Origin of the sequence: Rhizobium sp. BK377, from assembly GCF_014193935.1 — a bacterium.
In the GTDB taxonomy this organism is placed as follows: domain Bacteria; phylum Pseudomonadota; class Alphaproteobacteria; order Rhizobiales; family Rhizobiaceae; genus Rhizobium.
Map to the genome: position 1 here is coordinate 759353 of NZ_JACIAC010000001.1, position 21682 is coordinate 781034.

21 protein-coding genes are annotated in these 21682 nt (G+C 60.4%); 11 read left to right on the plus strand and 10 right to left on the minus strand.

The window, feature by feature from the left end:
* Position 1: 1 nt before the first annotated feature.
* On the minus strand, positions 2-610 hold the full coding sequence (locus FHT92_RS03810) for a TetR/AcrR family transcriptional regulator (protein ID WP_183822627.1): 609 nt from the start codon (positions 608-610) through the stop codon (positions 2-4).
* Between the two features lie 109 nt (positions 611-719).
* Between FHT92_RS03810 and FHT92_RS03815 the strand changes: the two genes are divergently transcribed.
* A complete protein-coding gene (locus FHT92_RS03815; protein WP_183822629.1) occupies positions 720-1403 on the plus strand; it encodes a glutathione binding-like protein in 684 nt (227 codons plus the stop codon).
* A 150-nt stretch (positions 1404-1553) separates the two neighbouring features.
* On the opposite strand, the gene FHT92_RS03820 is transcribed toward FHT92_RS03815, so the two are convergent.
* The gene (locus FHT92_RS03820; RefSeq protein ID WP_183822631.1) at positions 1554-2441 is read right to left on the minus strand and encodes a branched-chain amino acid aminotransferase; all 888 of its coding nucleotides are present in this window, start codon (positions 2439-2441) and stop codon (positions 1554-1556) included.
* Between the two features lie 251 nt (positions 2442-2692).
* On the opposite strand from FHT92_RS03820, the gene FHT92_RS03825 reads away from it, so the two are divergent.
* Positions 2693-3733, plus strand: coding sequence for a zinc-dependent alcohol dehydrogenase family protein (locus FHT92_RS03825; RefSeq protein WP_183744880.1), 1041 nt, complete (start codon positions 2693-2695; stop codon positions 3731-3733).
* Positions 3734-3831: 98 nt separating this feature from the next.
* Positions 3832-4746 (plus strand): adenylate/guanylate cyclase domain-containing protein, encoded by a 915-nt coding sequence (locus FHT92_RS03830; RefSeq protein ID WP_183822633.1) that lies wholly within the window; start codon positions 3832-3834, stop codon positions 4744-4746.
* Positions 4747-4749: 3 nt separating this feature from the next.
* Here the strand turns inward: FHT92_RS03830 and tetR are convergent, their stop codons facing one another.
* Complete coding sequence (gene tetR, locus FHT92_RS03835) at positions 4750-5361, minus strand: tetracycline resistance transcriptional repressor TetR (RefSeq protein WP_183822634.1); 612 nt, start codon at positions 5359-5361, stop codon at positions 4750-4752.
* Positions 5362-5438: 77 nt separating this feature from the next.
* Here tetR and tet point away from each other — a divergent pair, with 77 nt between their 5' ends.
* Positions 5439-6617: a Tet(A)/Tet(B)/Tet(C) family tetracycline efflux MFS transporter gene (gene tet, locus FHT92_RS03840; protein WP_183822636.1), complete on the plus strand. Its 1179-nt coding sequence runs from the start codon at positions 5439-5441 to the stop codon at positions 6615-6617.
* Positions 6618-6658: 41 nt separating this feature from the next.
* Here tet and FHT92_RS03845 read toward each other — a convergent pair whose 3' ends face one another.
* Positions 6659-7477: a sugar phosphate isomerase/epimerase family protein gene (locus FHT92_RS03845; RefSeq protein ID WP_183822638.1), complete on the minus strand. Its 819-nt coding sequence runs from the start codon at positions 7475-7477 to the stop codon at positions 6659-6661.
* Positions 7478-7746: 269 nt separating this feature from the next.
* Here FHT92_RS03845 and FHT92_RS03850 point away from each other — a divergent pair, with 269 nt between their 5' ends.
* The 5 genes from FHT92_RS03850 to FHT92_RS03870 all read left to right on the plus strand — a co-directional run bounded on the left by FHT92_RS03850 (position 7747) and on the right by FHT92_RS03870 (position 13950).
* Positions 7747-8211: a cupin domain-containing protein gene (locus tag FHT92_RS03850; protein ID WP_183822641.1), complete on the plus strand. Its 465-nt coding sequence runs from the start codon at positions 7747-7749 to the stop codon at positions 8209-8211.
* A gap of 138 nt (positions 8212-8349) precedes the next feature.
* Positions 8350-8937: a hypothetical protein gene (locus FHT92_RS03855; RefSeq protein WP_246735124.1), complete on the plus strand. Its 588-nt coding sequence runs from the start codon at positions 8350-8352 to the stop codon at positions 8935-8937.
* An 848-nt stretch (positions 8938-9785) separates the two neighbouring features.
* Positions 9786-12125 (plus strand): PBP1A family penicillin-binding protein, encoded by a 2340-nt coding sequence (locus FHT92_RS03860; protein ID WP_183822643.1) that lies wholly within the window; start codon positions 9786-9788, stop codon positions 12123-12125.
* A 173-nt stretch (positions 12126-12298) separates the two neighbouring features.
* Complete coding sequence (gene tam, locus FHT92_RS03865) at positions 12299-13069, plus strand: trans-aconitate 2-methyltransferase (protein ID WP_183822645.1); 771 nt, start codon at positions 12299-12301, stop codon at positions 13067-13069.
* A gap of 224 nt (positions 13070-13293) precedes the next feature.
* Positions 13294-13950 (plus strand): hypothetical protein, encoded by a 657-nt coding sequence (locus FHT92_RS03870; RefSeq protein WP_183822647.1) that lies wholly within the window; start codon positions 13294-13296, stop codon positions 13948-13950.
* Between the two features lie 57 nt (positions 13951-14007).
* Here FHT92_RS03870 and FHT92_RS03875 read toward each other — a convergent pair whose 3' ends face one another.
* Complete coding sequence (locus FHT92_RS03875) at positions 14008-14625, minus strand: LysE family translocator (protein ID WP_183822649.1); 618 nt, start codon at positions 14623-14625, stop codon at positions 14008-14010.
* Between the two features lie 157 nt (positions 14626-14782).
* Between FHT92_RS03875 and zwf the strand changes: the two genes are divergently transcribed.
* Entirely contained in the window at positions 14783-16291 is a 1509-nt protein-coding gene (gene zwf, locus FHT92_RS03880; RefSeq protein WP_183822651.1) for a glucose-6-phosphate dehydrogenase, read from the plus strand.
* Positions 16292-16325: 34 nt separating this feature from the next.
* Here the strand turns inward: zwf and FHT92_RS03885 are convergent, their stop codons facing one another.
* The 3 genes from FHT92_RS03885 to FHT92_RS03895 form a co-directional block, all read right to left on the minus strand.
* Positions 16326-16616: a hypothetical protein gene (locus FHT92_RS03885; RefSeq protein ID WP_183744910.1), complete on the minus strand. Its 291-nt coding sequence runs from the start codon at positions 16614-16616 to the stop codon at positions 16326-16328.
* A gap of 257 nt (positions 16617-16873) precedes the next feature.
* On the minus strand, positions 16874-18232 hold the full coding sequence (locus FHT92_RS03890) for a metallophosphoesterase (protein WP_183822653.1): 1359 nt from the start codon (positions 18230-18232) through the stop codon (positions 16874-16876).
* 85 nt (positions 18233-18317) lie between these two features.
* A complete protein-coding gene (locus tag FHT92_RS03895) occupies positions 18318-18713 on the minus strand; it encodes a hypothetical protein (protein WP_183822655.1) in 396 nt (131 codons plus the stop codon).
* A gap of 226 nt (positions 18714-18939) precedes the next feature.
* Between FHT92_RS03895 and FHT92_RS03900 the strand changes: the two genes are divergently transcribed.
* The gene (locus FHT92_RS03900) at positions 18940-20502 is read left to right on the plus strand and encodes a helicase HerA-like C-terminal domain-containing protein (protein ID WP_183822657.1); all 1563 of its coding nucleotides are present in this window, start codon (positions 18940-18942) and stop codon (positions 20500-20502) included.
* Between the two features lie 102 nt (positions 20503-20604).
* Here FHT92_RS03900 and FHT92_RS03905 read toward each other — a convergent pair whose 3' ends face one another.
* Positions 20605-20907: an alkylphosphonate utilization protein gene (locus FHT92_RS03905; protein ID WP_183822658.1), complete on the minus strand. Its 303-nt coding sequence runs from the start codon at positions 20905-20907 to the stop codon at positions 20605-20607.
* A 124-nt stretch (positions 20908-21031) separates the two neighbouring features.
* The gene (locus FHT92_RS03910; RefSeq protein ID WP_183822660.1) at positions 21032-21535 is read right to left on the minus strand and encodes a GNAT family N-acetyltransferase; all 504 of its coding nucleotides are present in this window, start codon (positions 21533-21535) and stop codon (positions 21032-21034) included.
* Between the last annotated feature and the right edge of the window lie 147 nt (positions 21536-21682).

The window sequence follows — 21682 nt, forward strand, 5'->3', positions numbered from 1 at the left end:
CTCAGGCTTTGCCGCAGATCATATCTACGCCGGACCGTGCCAAAGCCTCCAGCGTCTTCCGGCTGTCACCGGCCCGGGCGCGCACGGCGAGCGAATGCATGACGGCCGAGGCGAGCCTCGCAAGCATGTGGACATCGCTGCCGTCAGGCAGTTCGCCTCGTTCGACGGCGAGCGCCATGCGCTGTTCGATCGCACCGTCAAAATCCTCAAGACTGCGGCTCAGGAGGTCACGAACACGCTCATGCTGGATCGCCTCGGCCGTCGCGGTGCTGATAAGGAAACAGCCCCGCGCAGAGGTCTTACCGTGAAGATAAATCTCGAGCGCGCTCTTATAAACCCTCGCGAGATTGTCGCGCAGCGGCAGTGACGGATCAAGTGCATCCGCCAGCACATCCATGCTTTCGGCCCGATATGCCTCCATTACATCGAGATAGAGGGCCTCCTTGTCGCCGAACGCACCGTAGAGGCTCGGACGATTGAGCTGGGTGGCAGCGCTCAGCGTATCCAGCGACGTGCCGGCAAAACCGCGGTCCCAGAATACGTCCCTCGCCTTTTCCAGGGTCACTTTAGCATCGAAGGCTCTCGGGCGGCCACGCTTCTTCTCGCTCATTTTGTACCGTTTCGCATAAAATAATTGACCGAGGAAATTTTATGCGAAATAGTACAAATGTCCAACGGATTGATGCGGCCGGTCTCGAGCCGCCGCAGGAGGAGAAGCCATGAAGCTTTATATGCATGCAGCCGCCTGTTCGCTGTCGCCGCACATTATCTGCCGCGAACTCGATATCGATATCGAGCTCATCACGGTCGATCGAAAGACGCACAGGACCAGCGAGGAAGACGACTATTTTTCGATCAACGGCAACGGCTATGTTCCGGCGCTGGTGCTTGACGATGGCAAGGTGCTGACGGAGGGACCGGCGATCGCCCAATTTCTCGCCGACAGTTCCCCTGATGGACGAAGGATGCTGCCGGAATTCGGCAACTTTGCCCGTAACCAGGTGCAGTCTCTGCTGAACTTTATCACATCGGAACTGCACAAGCCGATGGCGATGCTTTTCAACGCCGACTATGCGACGGCACATGACGCGATGCGGGAGGTCGTCCACAAGCGTCTCGATTGGATCAACGGAAAGCTTGCCGGCCCCTATCTCACCGGCGAGGATTTCACGGTCGCGGATGCTTATCTTTTCGTCTGCCTTAACTGGTCGCCATGGATCAAAATCGATCTCGACCGGTTTCCGGCGCTTCCCGCTTTCATGAAGCGTGTCGGGTCGCGGCCGGCAGTGCAGACGGCATTGAGAGAGGAAGGGCTGATGGCCTTCGATGCTGGCGGGAATTTCTTTGCACCGATCGCCTATATCCAGTCCGCCGGTTACATCGGCTCGCCGGTCCGGCCGTGATAGAGTGCCGATCCGGCAGCGCCGTCGATTGCCGGGCCGGCCAAGCGGCGCCTGGCCCTTCGCGTGGCTCAGGGCGTTCGAGCCTGCAATCGATCCACTGGATCGATTGCTGCCGCTACGCGGCACCGGCTCTCACCACCACCACCACCACTATTCATCGCTCGCAGAGCGGCCGTAGGCCCAGTCCATGTAGAGTTCCAGCGCCTTGCGTGTGACCGGGCCTTCCTGGAAATGACGGCCGTCGAGCCTGTTGACGCCGACCACCTTGGAATAGTTGCCACTCGTGAAGACCTCGTCGGCACCCATGAAATCCTCAACCGACAGCGTTGCCTCGCGCACCTCAAAGCCTGCCTTGCGTAAAAGGCCCATGACGCGCAGCCGCGTGATGCCGGCGAGGAAGGTGCGGTTGGCGATCGGTGTGAAGACCACGCCGTCCTTGACCATGAAGACGTTCGAGGAAGCGGTTTCGGCCACATTGCCATTCATGTCGCGCATCAGGGCATTGTCGAAGCCGCGGCTTTTCGCTTCGGCGATGGCGCGGCCGCTATTCGGATAGAGCGAACCTGCCTTGGCGTCCGTCATTGCCGTTTCCGGGGTCGGGCGACGGTAGGGAGAGACAGTGAGCGAGGAGCCGCCGTGTCCGCCCATGGCCGCCTCGAACAGGCAGAGCGCAAAACGGGTGGATTCGCCGTCGACGGTCACGACGCTGCCCGCCGAACCGTGCTCGCCCCAATACATCGGCTTGATATAGATTGGCGTCTTGCCGTCGAACTTCTCGACACCTTCCCAGGCAAGCGTTTCGATCTCCTCAGCCGTCTTGACCGGTTTCAGGCCCATGGCGACGGCGGAGCGGTTGATGCGCTGACAGTGCAGGTCGAGATCGGGCGCGATGCCATTAAACCAGCGGGCGCCGTCGAAGACGGTAGAGCCCAGCCACATGGCATGCGAAGTCGGCCCGATCAGCGGCGGGTTGCCGGCAATCCACTCTCCGTCGACATAAGTCCAGGTGGTCGTGCGGGGTGATGTATCGACGGGCATTTTGGGCTCTCCTCTGAAGTCGGCAAAGCAAAATCCTCCGTACGCGGACCGGTCAAGCGCAAATTGACGGTTGAAACATCGAAGCAACAAAATGCCGGAGACCGCGCTGCGATTGAAATATTGATGCGCGTGTCACGGTACCAAAGCGATGGGTCCATAACGGAAAATGATGGAAGGACGACTGGATGAAAACCCTCACCGCATGGCATCATGGATGAAGACAGCCCCGTGCCGCCCGAGGAGAAGAACAAATGAAAGCCATGTACTATGAAGCCTTCGAGCAGGCGCCTGATATCCGCACCGTGCCGGATCCGACACCGACTGAAGATGGTGTGGTGATCAAGGTCGGCGCGACCGGGCTTTGCCGCAGCGACTGGCACGGCTGGATGGGCCATGACCCGGATATCCGGCTGCCGCATGTGCCGGGGCACGAGCTTGCCGGCAAGATCGTCGCTGCCGGCAAGGGCGTGGTACGCTTCAAGGTCGGTGACCGAGTGACGGTGCCCTTCGTTTCCGGCTGCGGCCATTGCAGCGAATGCCATTCCGGCAACCAGCAGGTCTGCCCCAACCAGTTCCAGCCGGGCTTCACCCACTGGGGCTCGTTCGCCGAATATGTGGGCATTGATTATGCCGATACCAATCTGGTGCATCTGCCGGAGAGCGTGGACGATGCCACCGCGGCGAGCCTCGGCTGCCGCTTCGCCACCTCCTTTCGCGCTGTCGCCGACCAGGCGCGCACCGGCCCCGGCGAATGGATCGCCGTGCACGGCTGCGGCGGTGTCGGGCTTTCGGCGATCATGATCGCGAGCGCACTTGGGGCCAATGCGATCGCCATCGATATCTCCGAGGAGAAGCTTGCCTTCGCGCGCGAATGCGGAGCGGTGGCGACGATCAATGCCTCCGCAGTCGCCGACGTGGCAGAAGCCGTGCGCGAACTCACCAAGGGCGGCGCGCATGTTTCCATCGATGCACTCGGCCATCCCGTCACCTGCTTCAATTCGATCAAGAACCTGCGCCGGCGCGGCCGGCACGTGCAGGTGGGGCTGATGCTCGGCGAGCATTCCACGCCGCAGATCCCGATGGCGCAGGTGATCGGCCACGAGCTGGAAATCTACGGCAGCCATGGCATGCAGGCCTGGCGCTACGACGCCATGCTTTCGATGCTCGCATCCGGCAAGATCGCGCCGCAGAAACTAATCGGCCGGCGCATCAGCCTTGCCGAGGCCGTGCCCGCGCTGATGGCGCTCGACAGGGCCGAGGGGACCGGTATCAGCGTGATTACGCAGTTCTAGGATCGTGGGATGGGTTCGAAGCGAACTACCGGGCTAAAGATTGCGATCCCACCTATGGTAGATGAGGCCGCGGGTTCGCCGGCGGCATGGGGGATTTCATGAGCGAGACGCAACGCAAGCTGACGACGATTTTTGCAGCCGACGTGCAGGACTATACGCGCATGATGGGCGAGGACGAGGAAGGGACGCTCGCGATGCTGAAGCATTACCGCGATGCCATGTCCCGCCTGATTGCCTCGCATGGCGGACGAGTGATCAATACGTGGGGTGACGGGCTGCTTGCCGATTTCCCGAGTGTGGTCGAAGCCGTCCGGGCAGCGATCGACGTGCAGAACGAGCTTGCCGGCAAGAATGCGGCGCGGCCCACAGATGGACGGATGCTCTTCCGCATCGGCATCAATCTCGGCGACGTCATCGTCGAAGGTGAGGATATCTATGGCGACGGCGTCAATATCGCTGCCCGCCTGCAGGCCTCCGCGCCGGCCGGAGGGATCGTAATCTCGAACACTGTCTACGATCAGGTGCGAAACAAGGTCGCTGTAGGGTTCGACTTTCTGGGGCCGCTGGAGATGAAGAATGTTGCCGATGCCGTGCCGAGCTACGCCGTGCGCATCGGCGATATCAGCCTGGAGCCGCGGAAGCCGGCAGCCGCTCCCGAACGGTCCCTCGAAACGCCGACGTCAAAACCCGGCCCGGCGCTGCGCCCGCGCGGCAGGCTGCGCAAGCTCGGTGGCATTCTCGCTCTTATCGGCGCGGTACTCATCTTCATCAACATCGTCACTTGGGAAGGCGAGTTTTGGGCGGTTTGGCCGCTGCTTGCCTTCGCCTTCGTGGCGGCAATGATATGGGTGCGGAGGCAGGACCGGTTCGATCAGCGCGTCGCCGCGCTTGCCGTCATAGGGGTTGGCATCGTGGCCATCAACATGCTGACATGGCACGGGACATTCTGGGCAATATGGCCGTTGCTGGGGCTGTCTGTCGCCGCCGGCATTCGCTGGGCGATGCGCGACTGAGCCTCAGGCGCTTTCTGCGAGCCGCCGTTCAGCGCCATCGATTATCATCTGCAAACCGGCTTCGAAAAAGGCTTCGTGGCCCGATTTTCGGTAATGCGCAATTGCTCGGTGTGTCAGCGGGAAATCGGCTGCGGCAGCGTCGAGCTTTTCCTGCTCCGGCGGCGGTTCGGCCTGTTCCTCGATGACGCAGCCGACAGTGTAGCGGGCGACAGCGACGAGCAGCTCCATGGCGAATTCCGCTTCGATGCCAGCTCCAACAAGGACGGCGATATGGGCTTCGACATTGGGAAGATCCTGCGGGCTGGTTTCGGTGCCGGCGTGGACGCGGGCGCCATCGCGATAGCTCAAGAGCGTGCGACGGAAGTCACGGGCGTTTTCGAGCATGAATTCCCGCCAATTCTCAGGTACGACCGACCAGTCGTGGGTGTGACCTCGCGCCATGATCTCCTCGGCCATGGCCTCCACCAGCGCTCGTTTGCTCTTGAAATGCCAGTAAAGGGCGGGCTGGCGCACATCCAGTCGCTCGGCGAGCATTCGTGTGGAGAGCGCATCGATGCCCACCTCGTTCAAGAGCTTCAGCGCTTCGTCGACGATTTGCGCGCGGTCTACCTTCATCCCGGTTCCATTCCCTGTTGCCATTTCGATTTATCAGCGATAAGGAACTTATCAGTGATAAATTTTCAGACGATCCCATGAAAAAAGCGCTCGCAGTCGTCTATGCCACCGTGATCCTCGATGCCGCCGGAATTGGGCTGACCCTGCCGATCTTTCCGCGGCTGCTGCAGGATGTCGGCCATACTGACGATCTCGGATGGCGGTTCGGTGCCTTTCTGGCACTTTATGCGCTGATGCAATTCATCTTCTCCCCGGTGCTGGGTTCACTGTCGGACCGGTTCGGCCGCAAGCCGGTGTTGATGGTGTCACTCGCCGGCGCCGCAGTCGACTATGTCTTTATGGCCGCAGCACCATCGCTGTGGCTGCTCTTCGTCGGCCGGGCGATTGCCGGTATTACCGGCGCCAGCAACGCGGTGGCCGCAGCCTGCGTGACCGACCTCACCGAGGATGCCGAGCGCACCCGCCGCTTCGGCCAACTCAGCGCCTGCTTCGGCATCGGCTTCATTGCCGGCCCGGCGATCGGCGGCGTTCTGGGTGAATTCTCGGTGAGGCTGCCCTTCATTGCTGCTGCTGCACTCAATGCTGCCAATCTGCTGATGGCGCTCTTCATGCTGCCGGAGACGCGCATGACCGGTGCGGAAGCCGAGAAACAGGAGTTTTCACCGCTCGCGCATTTCCGCTGGCTGATGGGCTACCGGCTGCTGCTGCCGCTTGCCGGCGCCTATTTCATCCTTGCCCTTGTCGGCGAGGTTGGCGGCACGATCTGGGTTCTCTACGGTCAGGACAAATTCTCCTGGTCGCCGATGATGGTCGGCCTTTCACTTGCCGCCTTCGGCTTTTTCCATGCGGTCGTGCAGGCCTTCATCGCCGGGCCGATCAGCGAGCGATGGGGAGAGCACCGGACGCTGCTGATTGGCATCGTCGCCGACAGCGCGGCCTATATCACCATCGCGCTGGTGACACAGGGCTGGATGGCCTTCCTGCTCATGCCGCTCTTCTGCCTCGGCGGCATCGGGGCGCCGGCCCTCCAGTCTCTGGTGACAGGGCGGGTCAATGGCGATCATCAGGGACGCGCACAGGGGCTGCTGGCGAGCATGACGAGCCTTGCCTCGATCGTCGGGCCACTGGCGATCAGCACGGTCTATTTTGCCTCGCGCGATGTCTTTCCGGGGCTGGTCTGGGTGTTGGGCGCAGGTCTCTATGTACTCTGCCTGCCGGTCGCGTTCACGCAGCGGCCGAAAGATGCCGCGGCCTGAAGGGTTGCGGCGGCGAGACATCACTCGCCGCCGATCCCGATTTACTGTGCTACGCCGATCGAAGTCAGATATTCGGCCGAAGCGATGATCTTCGACTTGTCCTTGATCTCGATGATCAGGCGCGGGTTGCTTTCAACCTTGGCAAGGGCTGCAAAGACCGCACGCCAGTTGACGGTGCCTTGGCCGAGCGGCCAGTGGCGATCGGCATAACCATCGGCGTCCTGCAGATGAACATGGCCGAGGCGGTTGCCGGCGGCATGGACGTAATAATCGACCGGCGGGGCGCCGGTGGAGCCGTGAGCGTAGTGCGCATGGCCGGTGTCTATGGAGACGGCGACGGTCGGCGAACTGAAACTCTCAGCCAGCGCCACACGGATATGCGGATCCTTATCCTCGATGTTTTCGATGACGAGAGTGCAGCCGATTTCCTCGGCACGCTTCACGGCTTCCCGCATCGTCTGATGGCAATAATCGATGATACTCTCGCGCTCGCCGGGATTGTTGTCGAGATTGTTATAGCCCCAGGTCGTGTAAGGGCTGTGGATGACCATATGCGTGCCGCCGATCGCAGCGCAGACATCGAGGCCCTGCAGCATGCGGCGGGAGACAACCGCGCGGATATCCGGATCCTGAGAGGCGATGACAAAGCCCCAGAACGGGCCATGGATGCCGACGCGACCCTTGAAGCCATCGAGCAGTTTCCTGGCGCGATCTGCGCGCGCCGTCCAGTCGCCATTCAGAACGTCGGCATCGATGAAGCTCTGCAATTCGAGGTCGCGGGACTTTTCGAAGAGCCAGTCACGATGGTTTTCGAGTTCGTCGATCGTCGTGGCGGCGCCGACGACGGGAAGAGAAGACATGGGGTTGCTCCGCTGGTGGTATGCCGATTGGCGGGAAGGATCGGCGCGTTCTATGCGCCTCTTCTGTGTCGCCGATATTACAGGAATGGTGGTGGCCAACCTGTCGCACTTGCGAAGAGAAGAAGCCATACCGATATGATCGCGGTCGGTTTCAGGGCCTGAAAGCACGCAAAAGCCGCTCTTTCCTTGCCCTCCCCGATTTTGCGGCGGTTGCCAAAACCGCCGCGAAGGTCTATCGGACCGCCCCGCAAGAACAAGAAAGAGACATCATGTCCAACTCATTTGTGAAAACAGATGCCCGTTCGAAGGCAAAAAGCTTCTTCGTGCTGGGCGACAAGGTCGAGCGACGGGCTCGCCTGACAGGCAACTGGCTTAACATCTTCGACGTGACGGTCGAGCCCGGCGGCAAGACGCCGCGCCACGCCCATGCAAGCCCGGAAGTCTTTCGGATCATCGAAGGTACACTGACGATCTGGCGGCTCACCGATACAGGGCCGGAAGAGATCGAGGCGAGCGAAGGCGATATCGTCACTATCGCGCCCTTCATGGTGCACGGCTATTCCAACAATGGAACCGTCCCCACAGTCTTTTCCGCCATCGTCGATCGCGACATGGCCGAATTCATCGAAACCGAGGGTGTTACCGAGCAGCCGCCGGGCAGCCCGTCACCGGAAACCGTGGCCCGTATGCGGGCCGCTGCAAACGCCCACGGGATCACCATACTGGCGGCGTAAGCGCCGTCAGTTTCTCCCGATGCTACGGAGCGACCAGCGAAGAGGTCGTCCTCAAGGCGTCGCCCGCGTTGAACACATTCGCTATTTGACTGCCTAAGCACCGCTTTCAGTATTGTGCGCAGCGGTTGATCCGTTAGCATGTATTTTGCGGTGTCTGGGGATTTGATCGTGTTTCTGCGTACTGTCGTTTTAGGGGTCTTGACGTCCACATCCTGGTTCGGAACTGCATGCGCAGACATCGCACTACAGCGCGTGCCCGCCGCAGTGTCTTCCGCAATCACGGTCGAGCGGCCAAACGCAACCGACTTTCCGGTTCAAGGCCGGTTTACCGGAAAGACGGTGTTGCCGGATTTCAAAAGGCGTGACCGTGACTTCAATAGTTTCAGAACGCGCATCCGCGAGGGAATGCGTCAAGGACCGAATTTCGCTGGACACTATACGCTTATCCAGATTGGTTGCGGCGCCGGGTGTTCTTTCGCCATAGTCGCCGACAACCAGACAGGTCGTCCGGCATCTTTCCCCCGTGGTGGCGAAGATAATATGTATCTGGACCTGGATTATAGCCCGGACAGCCGGCTCGTTGCCGCCCAGTGGCTGAGCTACGAGGTCAACAAGTGTTTCATCGAGTTCTTCGACTTCGATCGGAATACATGGAAGCCCATCAGCAAAACCGAGATCGGCGACACCGATGCCTGCTACAAGCCGATAAAAGAAAATCTTCGCTGACCCCGCCGACATTCGTCGAGATCTGAAATGTGCAGGTGTTGGTGCGGCGGTCCTGGTCGCCTGAATCGGTCGGCCTGCGCGGCCGATCCTCTTGCGCCGACGGATGCACGGTCCAACGTTCACGGGGAGATAGGACCTACGCTCTGAATACCCTCAGAGATAACCACCATCATCGCGTTCGGAAGGATGCCGACGCTTTGCGGACGCCGTAGCTCCCGCAGGTCTCAGCGCGCCCAGAGGATTGGACCCGCCTTCCCGGCCGATAGTAACATCGGGCAGCGCTTAAAAGGCAATGGACTCTACGCGCCGTGATTGCAGCCTGTGGCAACAGAGTCTAGTCGCAGACGGTCCTGTATCGTACCACGCGGTGGTGATGCCTATATCCGTAGTATCTCTGTGTCCAGCACCGGTCGCGATGGCGATACCTCGGGCGGTCATAGTCGTCATCGTAGGCGTAGCGTGGCGGATAGCGATAGTACCGTGGTTCTGGGCGATCGTAATAGCGAGGGCCGGTCCCATACTCGAAGTAGATCTGAGAGAATGCCGGCGACGCTGTTAACGCCGTCGCTAAGGCCAGAGCTGCGATAATGAGCTTTTTCATGTCTTCTTCCAATTCCGATTCATGCGCACTCCGTTGAAGGCAATCTCCCCACGCCTGAATCTTAATATGTCGTCTGCACTATGTCTGGACACTGGACCTAGGTCCCGCTCGAACAAGGACTTAGGTCCGATGACATAAAGCGGGGATCCTCGGCGAACGCATTACGCGTCCGTTTTGCGATGGATCATTTGGCATTGCCGCGTTATAAGCGCGCGCTATTTCGGGAAGAGCCTTTTAGCGGTAACCGATGCCAAGTCCTCCCAAATCCCCAACGCAAAGTGCCGGTGGCCCAAGCACGGGTGCCGATCAATCGGCAAATATGGGGCTTCCGACTGACGATGCTGGGGCGCAGGCGCCCGCCACGGACCCATTGGACGGAACCAGTTCACCCCCCCAGACCGACCAACCGCAACAACCCGTCAAGTCCTTCGGCCAAAGCAAACAGGCGGCGCACAATTTACTGCATGCCCTGGCTCATGATTTGCGGGTGAGTTCAACCTGGGCCAAGGCCAAGACAGTCGCAGCCGCTTCGTATTTGAGGACGAAATTCAAGGGATCAATCCGGCCGGAAACCACAACGACGATCGGCAATCTTGGCAAGTGGTTTGCGACTGCTCTGGCTAAAGCAGGACGCGGTATCTGTGCGATGCCCTTCAAAAATCGCCGACGCGGCTCGCATGCAGGATGGTGGAAAATCGCTCTGGGATCGGCCTTTCTTGTCTGCCTCCTCCTGACGGGAAGCCTGCTGGTGTGGGCGCTAAAGGACGTTCCCTGGGGCGAGATCCGCGATGGAACCTTGAAGCCTGTCGTGGTGCTGGAAACCGCTGACGGTGCACCGTTGGTCAGGCAGGGGCCGTATCAAGGAGCCTATGCGCAATACAGCCAGTTTCCGCCGTATCTGATCGGCGCCGTCCTCTCAATTGAGGATCGGCGGTTCATGCATCACTTTGGCATCGACGTCAGAGGGATCGGAAGAGCGCTCCTGCGGAATTTCCAAGCCGGCTCGGTGGTAGAGGGCGGCAGCACGATCACCCAGCAGCTTATCAAGCTGCAGTATCTCGACAGCGATCGGACAATAAAACGAAAGATACAGGAGGTCGTCATCGCCCTCTGGCTGGAGTGGAAACTCGGCAAGCAAGAAATCCTGACACGCTATCTCAACAGCGCTTATCTCGGCGCCGGCGCGACCGGCATGCCTGCGGCCGCACGGATCTACTTCAACAAGGATATCGCCTCCCTGGATCTGCCGGAATCGGCAATGCTGGCGGGATTGCTGCGGGCACCGAGCCAGTGGAATCCGATCGATAATTTCGAAGGCGCCCGGCAACGCACCGCCGTTGTTCTTGACGCGATGGTGGCCAATGGCAAGATCACCGGACCGGAGGCGGAGAAAGCCAAGACGAGTTTCGCCAAGCTGCATCCCACGACACCGACACCGCGCTCCGGAAGCTGGTTTGCTGACTGGATTTCGCCGCAGGCGAGCGAGATCGCCGGCTCCTCGCCAGGATCGACGACGGTGCGCACCACCCTCGTGCCGCATCTGCAACAGATCGCTGAAAGCGTCGTAAAAAGAGCCTTAGACAAGGAAGGAACGGCTGCTGGAGTATCGCAGGCAGCGTTGGTTGCGATGACACCGGACGGCGCTGTCGTTGCCATGGTCGGCGGCCGCGACTACAAGGCAAGCCAGTTCAACCGCGCCGCCACGGCGATGCGGCAGCCGGGTTCCACCTTCAAGCTGTTCGTCTATTACGCCGCCCTGAAGGCTGGGCTCACCTTGTCTGATTGGGTTCTCGACGCGCCGATCGACATCGACGGCTGGTCGCCGGAAAATTCCGGCGGCCGTTATCACGGCTGGGTAACACTCGCCGAGGCTTTCGCCCGGTCGCTCAATGCCGCGACTGTCAGGCTTGCCGAACAGGTGGGGCTCGACAATGTGATTGCCGCCGCACGCGAGCTCGGCATCGATGCGCCGCTTGCCAATACACCATCCCTGGCACTCGGCACATCCGAAGTGAACCTGCTTGACCTGACCAGTGCCTACGCATCTGTCCTTTTTGGCAAGGCGCCCGTAAGGCCCTGGGGTATCATCGACTTTCAGGCGGCGGGGCAGCCAAAGGCGTTTCGGGTTGGTTCACAAGCCAGGCCGAATATCGACCTTTCTCCCTATCAATCCGATCTTCTCGGGCTCTTGCAGTTGGTGGTCGAGCGCGGCACCGGAAGGGGCGCCGACCCCGGGACGTTCGCGGCCGGCAAGACCGGCACCAGCCAGAACAACCGCGATGCCTGGTTCGTCGGCTTCACGAAACCGCTCGTCGCCGGCGTCTGGGTGGGCAATGACGACGACGCACCGATGAACGGCGTCACGGGCGGCGCCTTGCCGGCACGGATTTGGCGTGACTTCATGCGGGAGGCTATGACCGAGCCTGCCCCGAATGCGGCGAAGTCGCCAGGAACAATGACTGACGGTCAAGGCGCACCGCCGCAGTCCTGCAACATCATCGCCTGCTCCCGCAGCTACCGTTCCTTCCGGCCGTCGGACTGTACTTACCAACCCTACTCTGGCGAGCGCCTGCTTTGCGAAAAGTGATCTTCGCCTCGACGCAGGAACTCTGCTGGACGGCCCATTCGAACCGGATGGCAGCAAGTGAAATTATCGGAAATAGGTCGTTCGAGTTCGAAATAGTCAAGCTCGATGGCTGCAATCGACAAGGTTCGCATTCGCCACGTCCCAAGACGTGGCCCGACATCAGGAGAAAAATGATGGCATGGTCAGCAGGCCAATATGTGAAGTTCGAGGATGAACGCACCCGCCCGGCGCGCGACCTGCTGGCGCAGGTGCCGCTGACGGAATTGCGCCACGCGGTCGATCTCGGCTGCGGGCCGGGAAATTCAACAGAACTGATCATCGACCGCTATGGCGCCGCCAATGTGTCCGGTCTCGACAGCGACCTCAACATGCTGGAGGCGGCCCGCAAGCGTCTGCCGGGCACGGCTTTCGTGGAGGCCGACCTTTCCACCTGGCAGCCTTCCGAGCCGGCCGACCTGCTCTTTGCCAATGCAGTGTTCCAGTGGCTGCCCAATCATCTCGACATTTTCGACAGGCTGATGGACGGGCTGGCGCCGGGCGGCGTGCTCGCAGTGCAGATGCCCGACAATCTTGGCGAGCAGAGCCATCTTATGATGGAGGAGACGGCGCATGCCGGCCCTTGGAGGGCGGCCTTCGAGACGAAGAGCATGCGGCGCAATGGGCTTGCGCCGCCATCGACCTATTACAGCCGGCTGACCGCCAAATCCTCCCGCGTCGACATCTGGCATACGATCTATAATCATCCGATGGACAATGCCGCTGCGATCGTCGAGTGGGTGAAGGGAACGGGCCTGCGTCCCTATCTCGATCATGCCGGCGAAGAGCATCGCGAGGCATTTCTGGCCGACTATCTCGAACGCATCGAGCGAGTCTATCCGAAGACTGCCGACGGCAAGCTTCTGCTCAAGTTCCCGCGGCTCTTCATGGTGGCCGTAAAGGCCTGATCGCACAGTCCCGGTTTATTGCCCTGAATGCCGGCGGCGGTCCTTGTGGTTACTGCCGTCGCAGCTTTGCCGCCATCGGCAAGCCACACGCAAAGTTTGAAGTGTAGTGATCAGCCCTGTGTTTCTCCATCCAGACGTGCTTTTGCTGGCGTCATCGATGCCAATCCCTATCCGTTAAACGCCTTTGCGCCGCCATGTGCGAGGCCTGATAAAGAGATTTTGAGATGGTTTCTTCTGTTTCGAACATGAAGCTCATGACGGCGCAGATCGCGTTGCAGACGATCAAAGGCAATTCTTCTGACGGCGGCTCCAGCAGCCCGAGCGATCACGACTATTCCAGCCTTCCCTCGCAGTCCCGTTCGGCTCTGTCGGTCATGCTCGACAGGATCAATGCCGGCAAGGCAGGATCGACAGACGCATCCGGCGACACCACCGCCAGCACCGATATCACCACCGCCTCTTTCATGGCGCTGCTGCGGCAGAACATGACGGCTGCGGCAGACGCCAAGGGCGAAGGCAGCCAGGAAGCCGCCATGCTTGCCGCCTTCAAGAAGGGCCAGCTGACGGTAACCGATCCGACCCAGGGCGTTTCGATCAAGGCCTGGGACGTGACCGACCCCAAGGAAGCCGATATCGACCAGAAGAAGGGCACTGATATCAAGACCGACGACTGGAACGACTTCCCGCGCGACCATCTCCAGCGCGATTCGCACGGACGCCTGGTCCGAAGCGAAAATGGCAGCTTCATCGAGAAAGGCACCGGCAATGAGGTCTACTTCGGACAGGTGGGCACGCAGAATTATTACATTACCTGGCCGGTAAAGACCGAAACGAAGCCGGCCACCGGTACGACAACGGACAAGTCCTCCTCCAAGGCGTAAATTGTCATCACCTAAAAACGGCCATTACGGAAAGCTCTTCCGCAATGGCTTATTGTCTCAGGTGCCGACAAGTTCGACCAGCGACACTATCGCAGTCGCGAGAATGACGAGGCCAAAGCAGATGTTGAGCGCCCGCTCGCTCGATTGTTCCAGCTTCGCCTTGCCCAAAGCAACGCCCAGCCATAGCCAGAAAATATCGACCACGATCATGACCAGGACGCAGAGCGCCCATTTGGCCTGCATGTCCAGCGCGCCATCCTGCGAAAGCCGGTAAGCAGCAAAAAGCGAGGCGAAAGCAATATAGGCCTTGGGGTTTGTGAGGCCCAGCACGACACCGCCGGCAAGGGTCGGAGACGTCTCGCGCCGAGCAACGGATAGATCGGCACCGACTGGCGCCGAGGCAATCTTCCAGGACAACCAAACGAGATAGAGGGAGGCGGCAACCGTCATCACCAGCATTGCCAGAGGGATTGCCTCGATCAACGACAGCAGGCCGGCCGCAGCCGCTGCGGCCGCAATCGCGAGGCCGATCTGCAAACCGAGATAAAAGCGCAGGCCGGTCGCCATGCCGTGCAGGCGGCCTATTGCGAGAAGGGCGGCGATCGCAGGCCCCGGCGAGCCGAGAAGTGCGAGAGCGGCCATGACGAAGAAGCCGGCGCTGACAATGTCGATCAATGGCTACCCCCCCCCCGAATGACATAATGACATCTTTATGTCTTTATATATTTGGCTCACCATGTCAAACGCTTGTTATCGTTGAACCGCAAGGTGCTTGCGACAAAGCCGGAGCGCTTTATATTCGGCGGGGACAATTCAGCAGGAGATGGCACGTATGGACGCACACCCCACCCCGCCCGTCACTCTCGTCATCTTCGGCGCCACCGGTGACCTGACACGGCGATTGCTTGTTCCGGCCATCATCAATCTCACCCGTAGCCGCCTCGTCGGCCAGGATCTGAACATCCTCGGCGTCGGCATCGAGCCCGGCGACGATGAATTCCTGCGCCAGCGGCTGGATGCTTTTCTTGCTCATCTCGAAGGCGAGGAGGCGAGCGCGAAGGATGAAGCCTGGGAGAGCCTGCGAGCGCGCATCTCCTATCTGCAAGGCGATTTCACCAAGGACGATATCTTTCTCGAAATCGGCAAGCGCCTTGGCACGACCTGCAATGCAGCCTTCTATCTCGCCGTGCCGCCGAGCTTCTTCGGCCCGATCGTCGAGAAACTCTCCGATCTCGGGCTGATGGACGAAAGCGGCGGCTGCTTCCGCCGTGTGGCGATCGAAAAGCCCTTCGGCACCGACCTTGCCTCGGCCCGGGCCTTAAACGCTCGCATCCTCGCACGCGTGGACGAAAGCCAAGTTTACCGGCTCGACCATTTCCTCGGCAAGGAAACGGTGCAGAACCTGATGACGGCGCGTTTCGCCAACATGATGATCGAGTCGCTATGGAACAATCGCTATATCGATCACGTGCAGATCACCGCCTCGGAGATCGTCGATGTCGGCACGCGCGGGAAGTTCTACGATGCAACCGGCGCGCTGCGTGACATGATCCCCAACCACCTCTTCCAGCTTCTGGCGATGATCGCCATGGAGCCGCCGAACAGCTTCGACGCGGAGGCGATCCGCAACGAGAAGAGCAAGGTGCTGAAGGCGCTGCGCATCTATACGCCGGAAGAAGCCAAGGCGAATGGCGTGCGCGGGGCTTACACCGCCGGTCCGCTTAACGGCACCAGCTTGCCCGCTTATCGCGATACGAAGGATATTTCACCCACGAGCAAGACCGAGACATATGTGGCGTTGAAACTCTATGCCGATACCTGGCGCTGGGCAGGCGTTCCCTTCTATTTGCGCACCGGCAAGGCGATGACGGCGCGCGATACCGAAATCGTCATCACCTTTCAACCCGTTCCTTTCGCGCAGTTCCGCGAGACGGAGGTTAACCGACGGCTGCCGCCGAACAGGCTCGTCATCCAGGTGCAGCCCGATGAGGGCATGAGCATGGAGATCTCCATCAAGTCACCGGGGCAATCCGTCGACACCGTACCGGTCTCGCTCGATTTCCGCTATGCCGACAAATTCGATATCAGCAAGACAACCGGCTATGAATCCCTGCTCTACGACCTCTTCATCGGCGACCAGACGCTATTCCAGCGCGCCGACGGCATCGAGGCCGGCTGGGCGGCGGTGCAGCCCTTCCTGGACGAGTGGGCAAAAGATGACCGCATTCCTGATCCCTATGCTCCGGGCAGCATGGGACCTGCCTGTGCCGACGAACTGATTCAGCGCGACGGCCGCGAGTGGCATGAACTGGGCGTGATCCTGCACAGGAACGGGAAATAGCCGTTCCTGCTCTATCTAACCTGAACTTATTCCGTCAGCGGCAGGCGGCTGCCAGCGTGCCATCGCGCTCGGCCACGCGATATGCCCGCGTGCCATGCTTTGGGCAAACCGTCCGATCGGACGGAACGACGACGGTGATGTTCTCGCTTTCGACCGGGTCGAGCGGAATGGAGATGCCGCCGCCGCTGGCGTCAGCATCAGGCACGGTTCCAGGCGGCATGCCGCCGAAACGACCGGAATAGTCCATATCGCCAAGGGTTTGGGAGAAGACCGGTGCGGCGAAACCGAGGAGAATGATCGAGGCTGCTGCAATGACCGTACGCATGACCATATTCCTTCTTATCTGGCCGATATGAAACGGGATCTGGGCATCCATCGTTCCAGCCGATCCGGCCGTCGGTGAAAAAATCCGGCATGCACTTATCTAGGAAGAGTCGGTGCGGATTTCCATCCGGCGACTGACGCCGCCGGATGGTTTGCTTTGATCTCAAAAAACAACCGACCATTGGCGAATAAGGTGCTCTCATCACCGACGATGATCGATCATTCGTGTTCATCGAGACAAAAACCGCCCTGCGCCTCTCAACCTGCAATACTCAGCCTCAGGCTCTCGCCCATGAACGGGCGGTCGCGCTTACCTTTCTGACCATGGCCGACACTCCAGCAAGACGGCCAGACGAGGCGTTCAAGCCCTGCCGAGGCGATCGCCTCCAAGGAGGACCAGGCCGCGCTGCCGTCGCATCGCCAGAGTACGCCGCCCGGTCCCATGCCGCCATGCAGGAGGATGTGGAGATCGAAATCCTCGCCCGGCGGCAGGTCCGGACCGAAGAAATAATAGGGGCTGCGACCGGGATCGCGACCGAGGATGAGCGTCAATTGCTGCCGCCTGCCGCGCAGGCCAAGCCATAGGGGCGCCAAGCCTTCATCGCCGAAAGCCGAGAAGATCGTCTGCGGAGGGGTCCGGGCGTCCGATGCCATCCGGCCGCTCAGGCGCAGTTCGATGATCCGGTCGGCACCCATCGGCCCAGTCCAGAGAGCGTCGCCCACGCCATGGGGAAGGCTAAGCCATCTATCCTCGCGCGCAAGGACAGGCGGCCATTGCAGGCTTTCCCGCACAATGCCTTCGGTATCGAGAACCTGATAGCAAAGGCCCTCTTCATCGAGGGCTGCCTGGATGCAATGGAGATATTCGACGCCCTCGGGCATTCTGTGGGCGGTTCCGGCCCCTGCCGTGCATATCTGCAGCACGCCGCGATGGACCTGCACATCGAAAGCCAGGATATGGCTGCAACAATAGGCAAGAACACCAGCCTCCACGAGAATATCCCAGAAGCGCTTGGCATATTCATGGCCGATCTCGCGCTGATAGGTGCCGGCGTAGCCATTGACCGGAAAGACCGGATGATGGCCAAGCACAAGCTTATAGCGAGCATCAGCATGGTCGTTCAGCGTCGCCTCCAGCCACTCCGTTTCGACGTGACCTTCCCCGCCAAGACCGCTCCAGAGTGTATGTACGAAGACCATAAGCAGATCGCCGCGGCGAACCCAATAGGCGAGCCCCTCCTGCCCCGCCGGCCCGTTTGCCGGAAGGCCGAGCACGTCGCGGAAGACGGCCTCGCTCATCTCGTCATAGGTCGTATGATTGCCGGTCGTGTGCCACATCGGAATGCTCGCCCGGTCGAGCCAGGCCATCTCGACATCGAACCAATGCCGCCACTGGGCGCGCAGCGATGCTTCATCCGTCGTCAGGCCGATGATCTCATCGCCCGGAAAGAGAATGAACTGCGGCTGGGGTTCAAGCCTGCGCAAGACAGCATTAACGGATGCAAAAGTACGCTCGTGCAGAGCGCCGGCAACGCCCGAGCAGGAATCGCCATAGAGCACGAATTGGTGGCCGCCCGACTTGGGCAGCAAAGCTTTGATCGGGAATGTGTCGGCCATGAAAAACATACAGAGAAAAGAGGGAAAGGCTTTAAAAACAAAGCCCCCGGACGATGCCGGGGGCCCCAGGAAATGATGAGTCGCCTCAGACGAACTGGCTGAGGCCGGGTACGGAGGCGACGACCTGATCGACCACCTCTTCGCCGGCATGTTGCTTAGCGATGGCTATGGTTTCCTTGGCGAGCGAGGTGATTTCGCTCATGCCGAGGCCTTCGCTCATCAGCTGCTGGCCGAGGCCCATGATGCCGCCACCACCGAGCGCGCTCATCAGGCCGCCGAGCAGGCCACCGCCACCGCTGGAACCTTCGCCATTGAACTGGGCGACGAGTTCGGTGGCGCCGGGGAACTTCTCGATCATCTCGGCAACCGGGCCGTCGGCCGCTTCGCGCTGCAGGAAGCCGAGCATCATGCCGAGCGCTTTTTCGGCCAGATCAGGCGCAATGCCCACACGATTGGCGATTTCAGTCACAATCTCATTCATCGTCTGCCTCCTATTTGACGTTAACGTCAACGTAATCGAATCAAGGCGGCAACTCAAGCGGCTCCGTTGGAGAGTGCCCGCTCCTGCTTTTCCTTTTGACACAGACAGTTGTCCGTCTCCCGTCGCCTGCTTATAACAGAGAAACGATATTTGCATGACTGTGCGGAAAGAGCATCCCGCATATTCTGGAATTGAGCGGCGGCATCGACCGAGGGAGACATTCTACATGCTCGAGGACGGCAAGATTTTCATCGGCGCAAGCCGCAATCCCGACGACAGCATCAACAAGGGCGAATATCTCGACCTCAAATTCGGCAACCGGCACGGCCTGGTGACCGGCGCAACCGGTACCGGAAAGACGGTGACCCTGCAGGTGCTGGCGGAGGGTTTTGCAAGAGCCGGCGTGCCGGTTTTCGCTGCCGATATCAAGGGCGACCTTTCGGGCATCGCCGCCAAGGGCGAGCCGAAGGATTTCCTCACCAAACGGGCCGAGCAGATCGGCTTTACCGACTACGAATTCGACCAGTTTCCAGTCATTTTCTGGGACCTCTTCGGCGAGAAGGGTCACCGGGTGCGTACGACAGTTGCCGAGATGGGGCCGCTGCTGCTGGCCCGCCTGATGGATGCTTCCGAGCCGCAGGAAGGCGTCATCAATATCGCCTTCAAGATCGCCGACAAGGCCGGCCTGCCGCTGCTCGACCTCAAGGACTTCACGGCGCTGCTCAACTATATGGGCGAGAATGCGTCAGAGCTTTCCAGCCAGTTCGGGCTGATTTCCAAAGCCTCGGTCGGTTCCATCCAGCGTGCGCTGCTGGTGCTGGAACAGCAGGGGGCGGAACATTTCTTCGGCGAACCGGCCCTTAAGATCACCGACATTATGCGCACGTCGAACAATGGCTACGGGCAGATCTCCGTGCTTGCCGCCGACAAGCTGATGATGAACCCGCGCCTTTACGCCACCTTCCTGCTGTGGCTGCTCTCCGAGCTCTTCGAGGAACTGCCTGAGGTCGGCGACCCCGACAAGCCGAAGCTGGTGTTCTTCTTCGACGAAGCGCATCTGCTCTTCAACGATGCGCCGAAGGTGCTGGTCGAGCGTGTTGAGCAGGTGGTGCGCCTCATCCGCTCCAAGGGCGTCGGAGTCTATTTCGTGACGCAGAACCCGCTCGACGTGCCGGAAACGGTACTCGCCCAGCTCGGCAACCGCCTGCAGCATGCGCTTCGCGCCTATTCGCCGCGCGAGCAGAAGGCGGTGAAGACGGCCGCCGATACGTTCCGCCCCAACCCGGCTTTCGATTGCGCCACGGTCATCACCACTCTCGGCACCGGGGAAGCGTTGGTCTCGACGCTCGAAGCCAAGGGTGCGCCTTCGATCGTCGAACGCACGCTGGTCCGCCCGCCATCCGGCCGCGTCGGACCGGTGAGCGATGCCGAGCGCCAGCAAGTGATGGACCATAGCCCCGTTCTCGGCGTCTATGACGAGGATATCGACCGCGAATCCGCTTTTGAAATGCTCGCCGCACGTGCCAAGAAGGCGGCTGATTCCGAAGCCGCCAAGCGGGCGCAGGAAGAGGCCCCGGCGCCACAGGAGGGCGGCACGACGTCCGGCTGGACGCTGCCGGGCTTTGGCGGCGCCGACGACGACCAGCCCGCCCGCGGCCAGTCTCGCGGCCGCGCCGGCTACCAGCGTGAAACCGTCATGGAAGCGGCGATGAAGAGCGTTGCGCGCACGGTGGCGACCCAGGTTGGGCGGGCGCTGGTGCGTGGCATCCTCGGCAGCCTAAAGCGCTAAGACTAAAGCGTGGGGCAATCTTTCAGATTCGCTTGCCACGCTTTAAATTCCTGTTTGACGCATGTTGCGCAAAATCGCTGCGCTTTGCGCAACTTGCCTTGATCAGCGCTTGCGGACAAATTCCGTGCGTAGCACGAGGCCCTTGATCGTATCGTGACGGCAGTCGATCTCTTCCGGATTGTCCGTCAGACGGATCGAGCGGATGACCGTGCCCTGCTTCAGTGTCTGGTTGGCGCCCTTCACCTTCAGATCCTTGATGAGCGTGACGGAGTCACCGTCCTTCAGCACATTTCCGGAGGCGTCGCGAACCTCGGACGCAGCCTGTGCGGCTGCCGTCATCTCGGAGGCAGGGCGCCATTCGCCTGTCGCCTCGTCGTAAACATATTCGTCGTCACCGCCGGCCATGATACTCGCCCTCGATCAGGAATTGTCTCAATCTATCGACCGCCGCTTATACGATCACACACTGGTGCGCAACCGCAGTGGCAAACTGGCAGGCGTAACGCGTCAGGCCAGAATCCAGGCGAGATCAAAGCGGCCGGGACATGAAGACTTCGGTATGGCTGATCTCAGCTGGAACCTCATGAAAAGGCGGGCAATGGACGAAGCCAAAGGCTTCGTAGAGGGAGACCGCATTCTTCAGATAGGCAGCGGTATTGACGAGCATAGTGGTGCGTCTGCTCTTCTTTGCCTCATCGAACACCCTTTGCATCAGCAGATTGCCGATGCCCCGGCCGCGAAAGGCGGGATCCACGTAGAATTTATGGATCTCCATGGCATCGGTCTCGAAGGGTGCGAGCGCGATACAGCCTGCCGGTGCTCCCTCCCATCTGGCGAGGAACATCGCCGCTTCATTGGAGCCGTATTTCCGGGCGAGGCTTTCATGATTCTCGCCGTGAAAAAGCGTCATGACAATCTCGGCAGGAACGCCATGATCACGTCCCATCTCCACATCCAGGGCACCGAGCGCCTCGCAGAAGCCGGCGGCGATGACGAAATCCTCTGTGCTGCCTGCCCTTGAAACGGAAATCATCCCGCGTTCCCGGTCCCGGATGATGAAGGTCCTTTATACCATCTGAGCGTGTTTACTGCCATCGTAATCCCTTGTTTCCAGACGCGAGCAATGATATTTCCCTCGTGCAATCGAGAAAGAAAGGAGGGCTGCGCGTGAATATGTATT

Bases quoted from the DNA above. Each gene is read 5' to 3' on its own strand.
- FHT92_RS03900 (WP_183822657.1), top strand. From the start codon at position 18,940: ATGCTCGAGGACGGCAAGATTTTCATCGGCGCAAGCCGCAATCCCGAC.
- tet (WP_183822636.1), top strand. From the start codon at position 5,439: ATGAAAAAAGCGCTCGCAGTCGTCTATGCCACCGTGATCCTCGATGCC.
- FHT92_RS03885 (WP_183744910.1), bottom strand. From the start codon at position 16,616: ATGCGTACGGTCATTGCAGCAGCCTCGATCATTCTCCTCGGTTTCGCC.
- tam (WP_183822645.1), top strand. From the start codon at position 12,299: ATGGCATGGTCAGCAGGCCAATATGTGAAGTTCGAGGATGAACGCACC.
- zwf (WP_183822651.1), top strand. From the start codon at position 14,783: ATGGACGCACACCCCACCCCGCCCGTCACTCTCGTCATCTTCGGCGCC.
- FHT92_RS03825 (WP_183744880.1), top strand. From the start codon at position 2,693: ATGAAAGCCATGTACTATGAAGCCTTCGAGCAGGCGCCTGATATCCGC.
- FHT92_RS03890 (WP_183822653.1), bottom strand. From the start codon at position 18,232: ATGGCCGACACATTCCCGATCAAAGCTTTGCTGCCCAAGTCGGGCGGC.
- FHT92_RS03810 (WP_183822627.1), bottom strand. From the start codon at position 610: ATGAGCGAGAAGAAGCGTGGCCGCCCGAGAGCCTTCGATGCTAAAGTG.
- FHT92_RS03815 (WP_183822629.1), top strand. From the start codon at position 720: ATGAAGCTTTATATGCATGCAGCCGCCTGTTCGCTGTCGCCGCACATT.
- FHT92_RS03855 (WP_246735124.1), top strand. From the start codon at position 8,350: ATGTATTTTGCGGTGTCTGGGGATTTGATCGTGTTTCTGCGTACTGTC.
- FHT92_RS03850 (WP_183822641.1), top strand. From the start codon at position 7,747: ATGTCCAACTCATTTGTGAAAACAGATGCCCGTTCGAAGGCAAAAAGC.
- FHT92_RS03905 (WP_183822658.1), bottom strand. From the start codon at position 20,907: ATGGCCGGCGGTGACGACGAATATGTTTACGACGAGGCGACAGGCGAA.
- FHT92_RS03830 (WP_183822633.1), top strand. From the start codon at position 3,832: ATGAGCGAGACGCAACGCAAGCTGACGACGATTTTTGCAGCCGACGTG.
- FHT92_RS03820 (WP_183822631.1), bottom strand. From the start codon at position 2,441: ATGCCCGTCGATACATCACCCCGCACGACCACCTGGACTTATGTCGAC.
- FHT92_RS03845 (WP_183822638.1), bottom strand. From the start codon at position 7,477: ATGTCTTCTCTTCCCGTCGTCGGCGCCGCCACGACGATCGACGAACTC.
- FHT92_RS03910 (WP_183822660.1), bottom strand. From the start codon at position 21,535: ATGATTTCCGTTTCAAGGGCAGGCAGCACAGAGGATTTCGTCATCGCC.
- tetR (WP_183822634.1), bottom strand. From the start codon at position 5,361: ATGAAGGTAGACCGCGCGCAAATCGTCGACGAAGCGCTGAAGCTCTTG.
- FHT92_RS03870 (WP_183822647.1), top strand. From the start codon at position 13,294: ATGGTTTCTTCTGTTTCGAACATGAAGCTCATGACGGCGCAGATCGCG.
- FHT92_RS03860 (WP_183822643.1), top strand. From the start codon at position 9,786: ATGCCAAGTCCTCCCAAATCCCCAACGCAAAGTGCCGGTGGCCCAAGC.
- FHT92_RS03895 (WP_183822655.1), bottom strand. From the start codon at position 18,713: ATGAATGAGATTGTGACTGAAATCGCCAATCGTGTGGGCATTGCGCCT.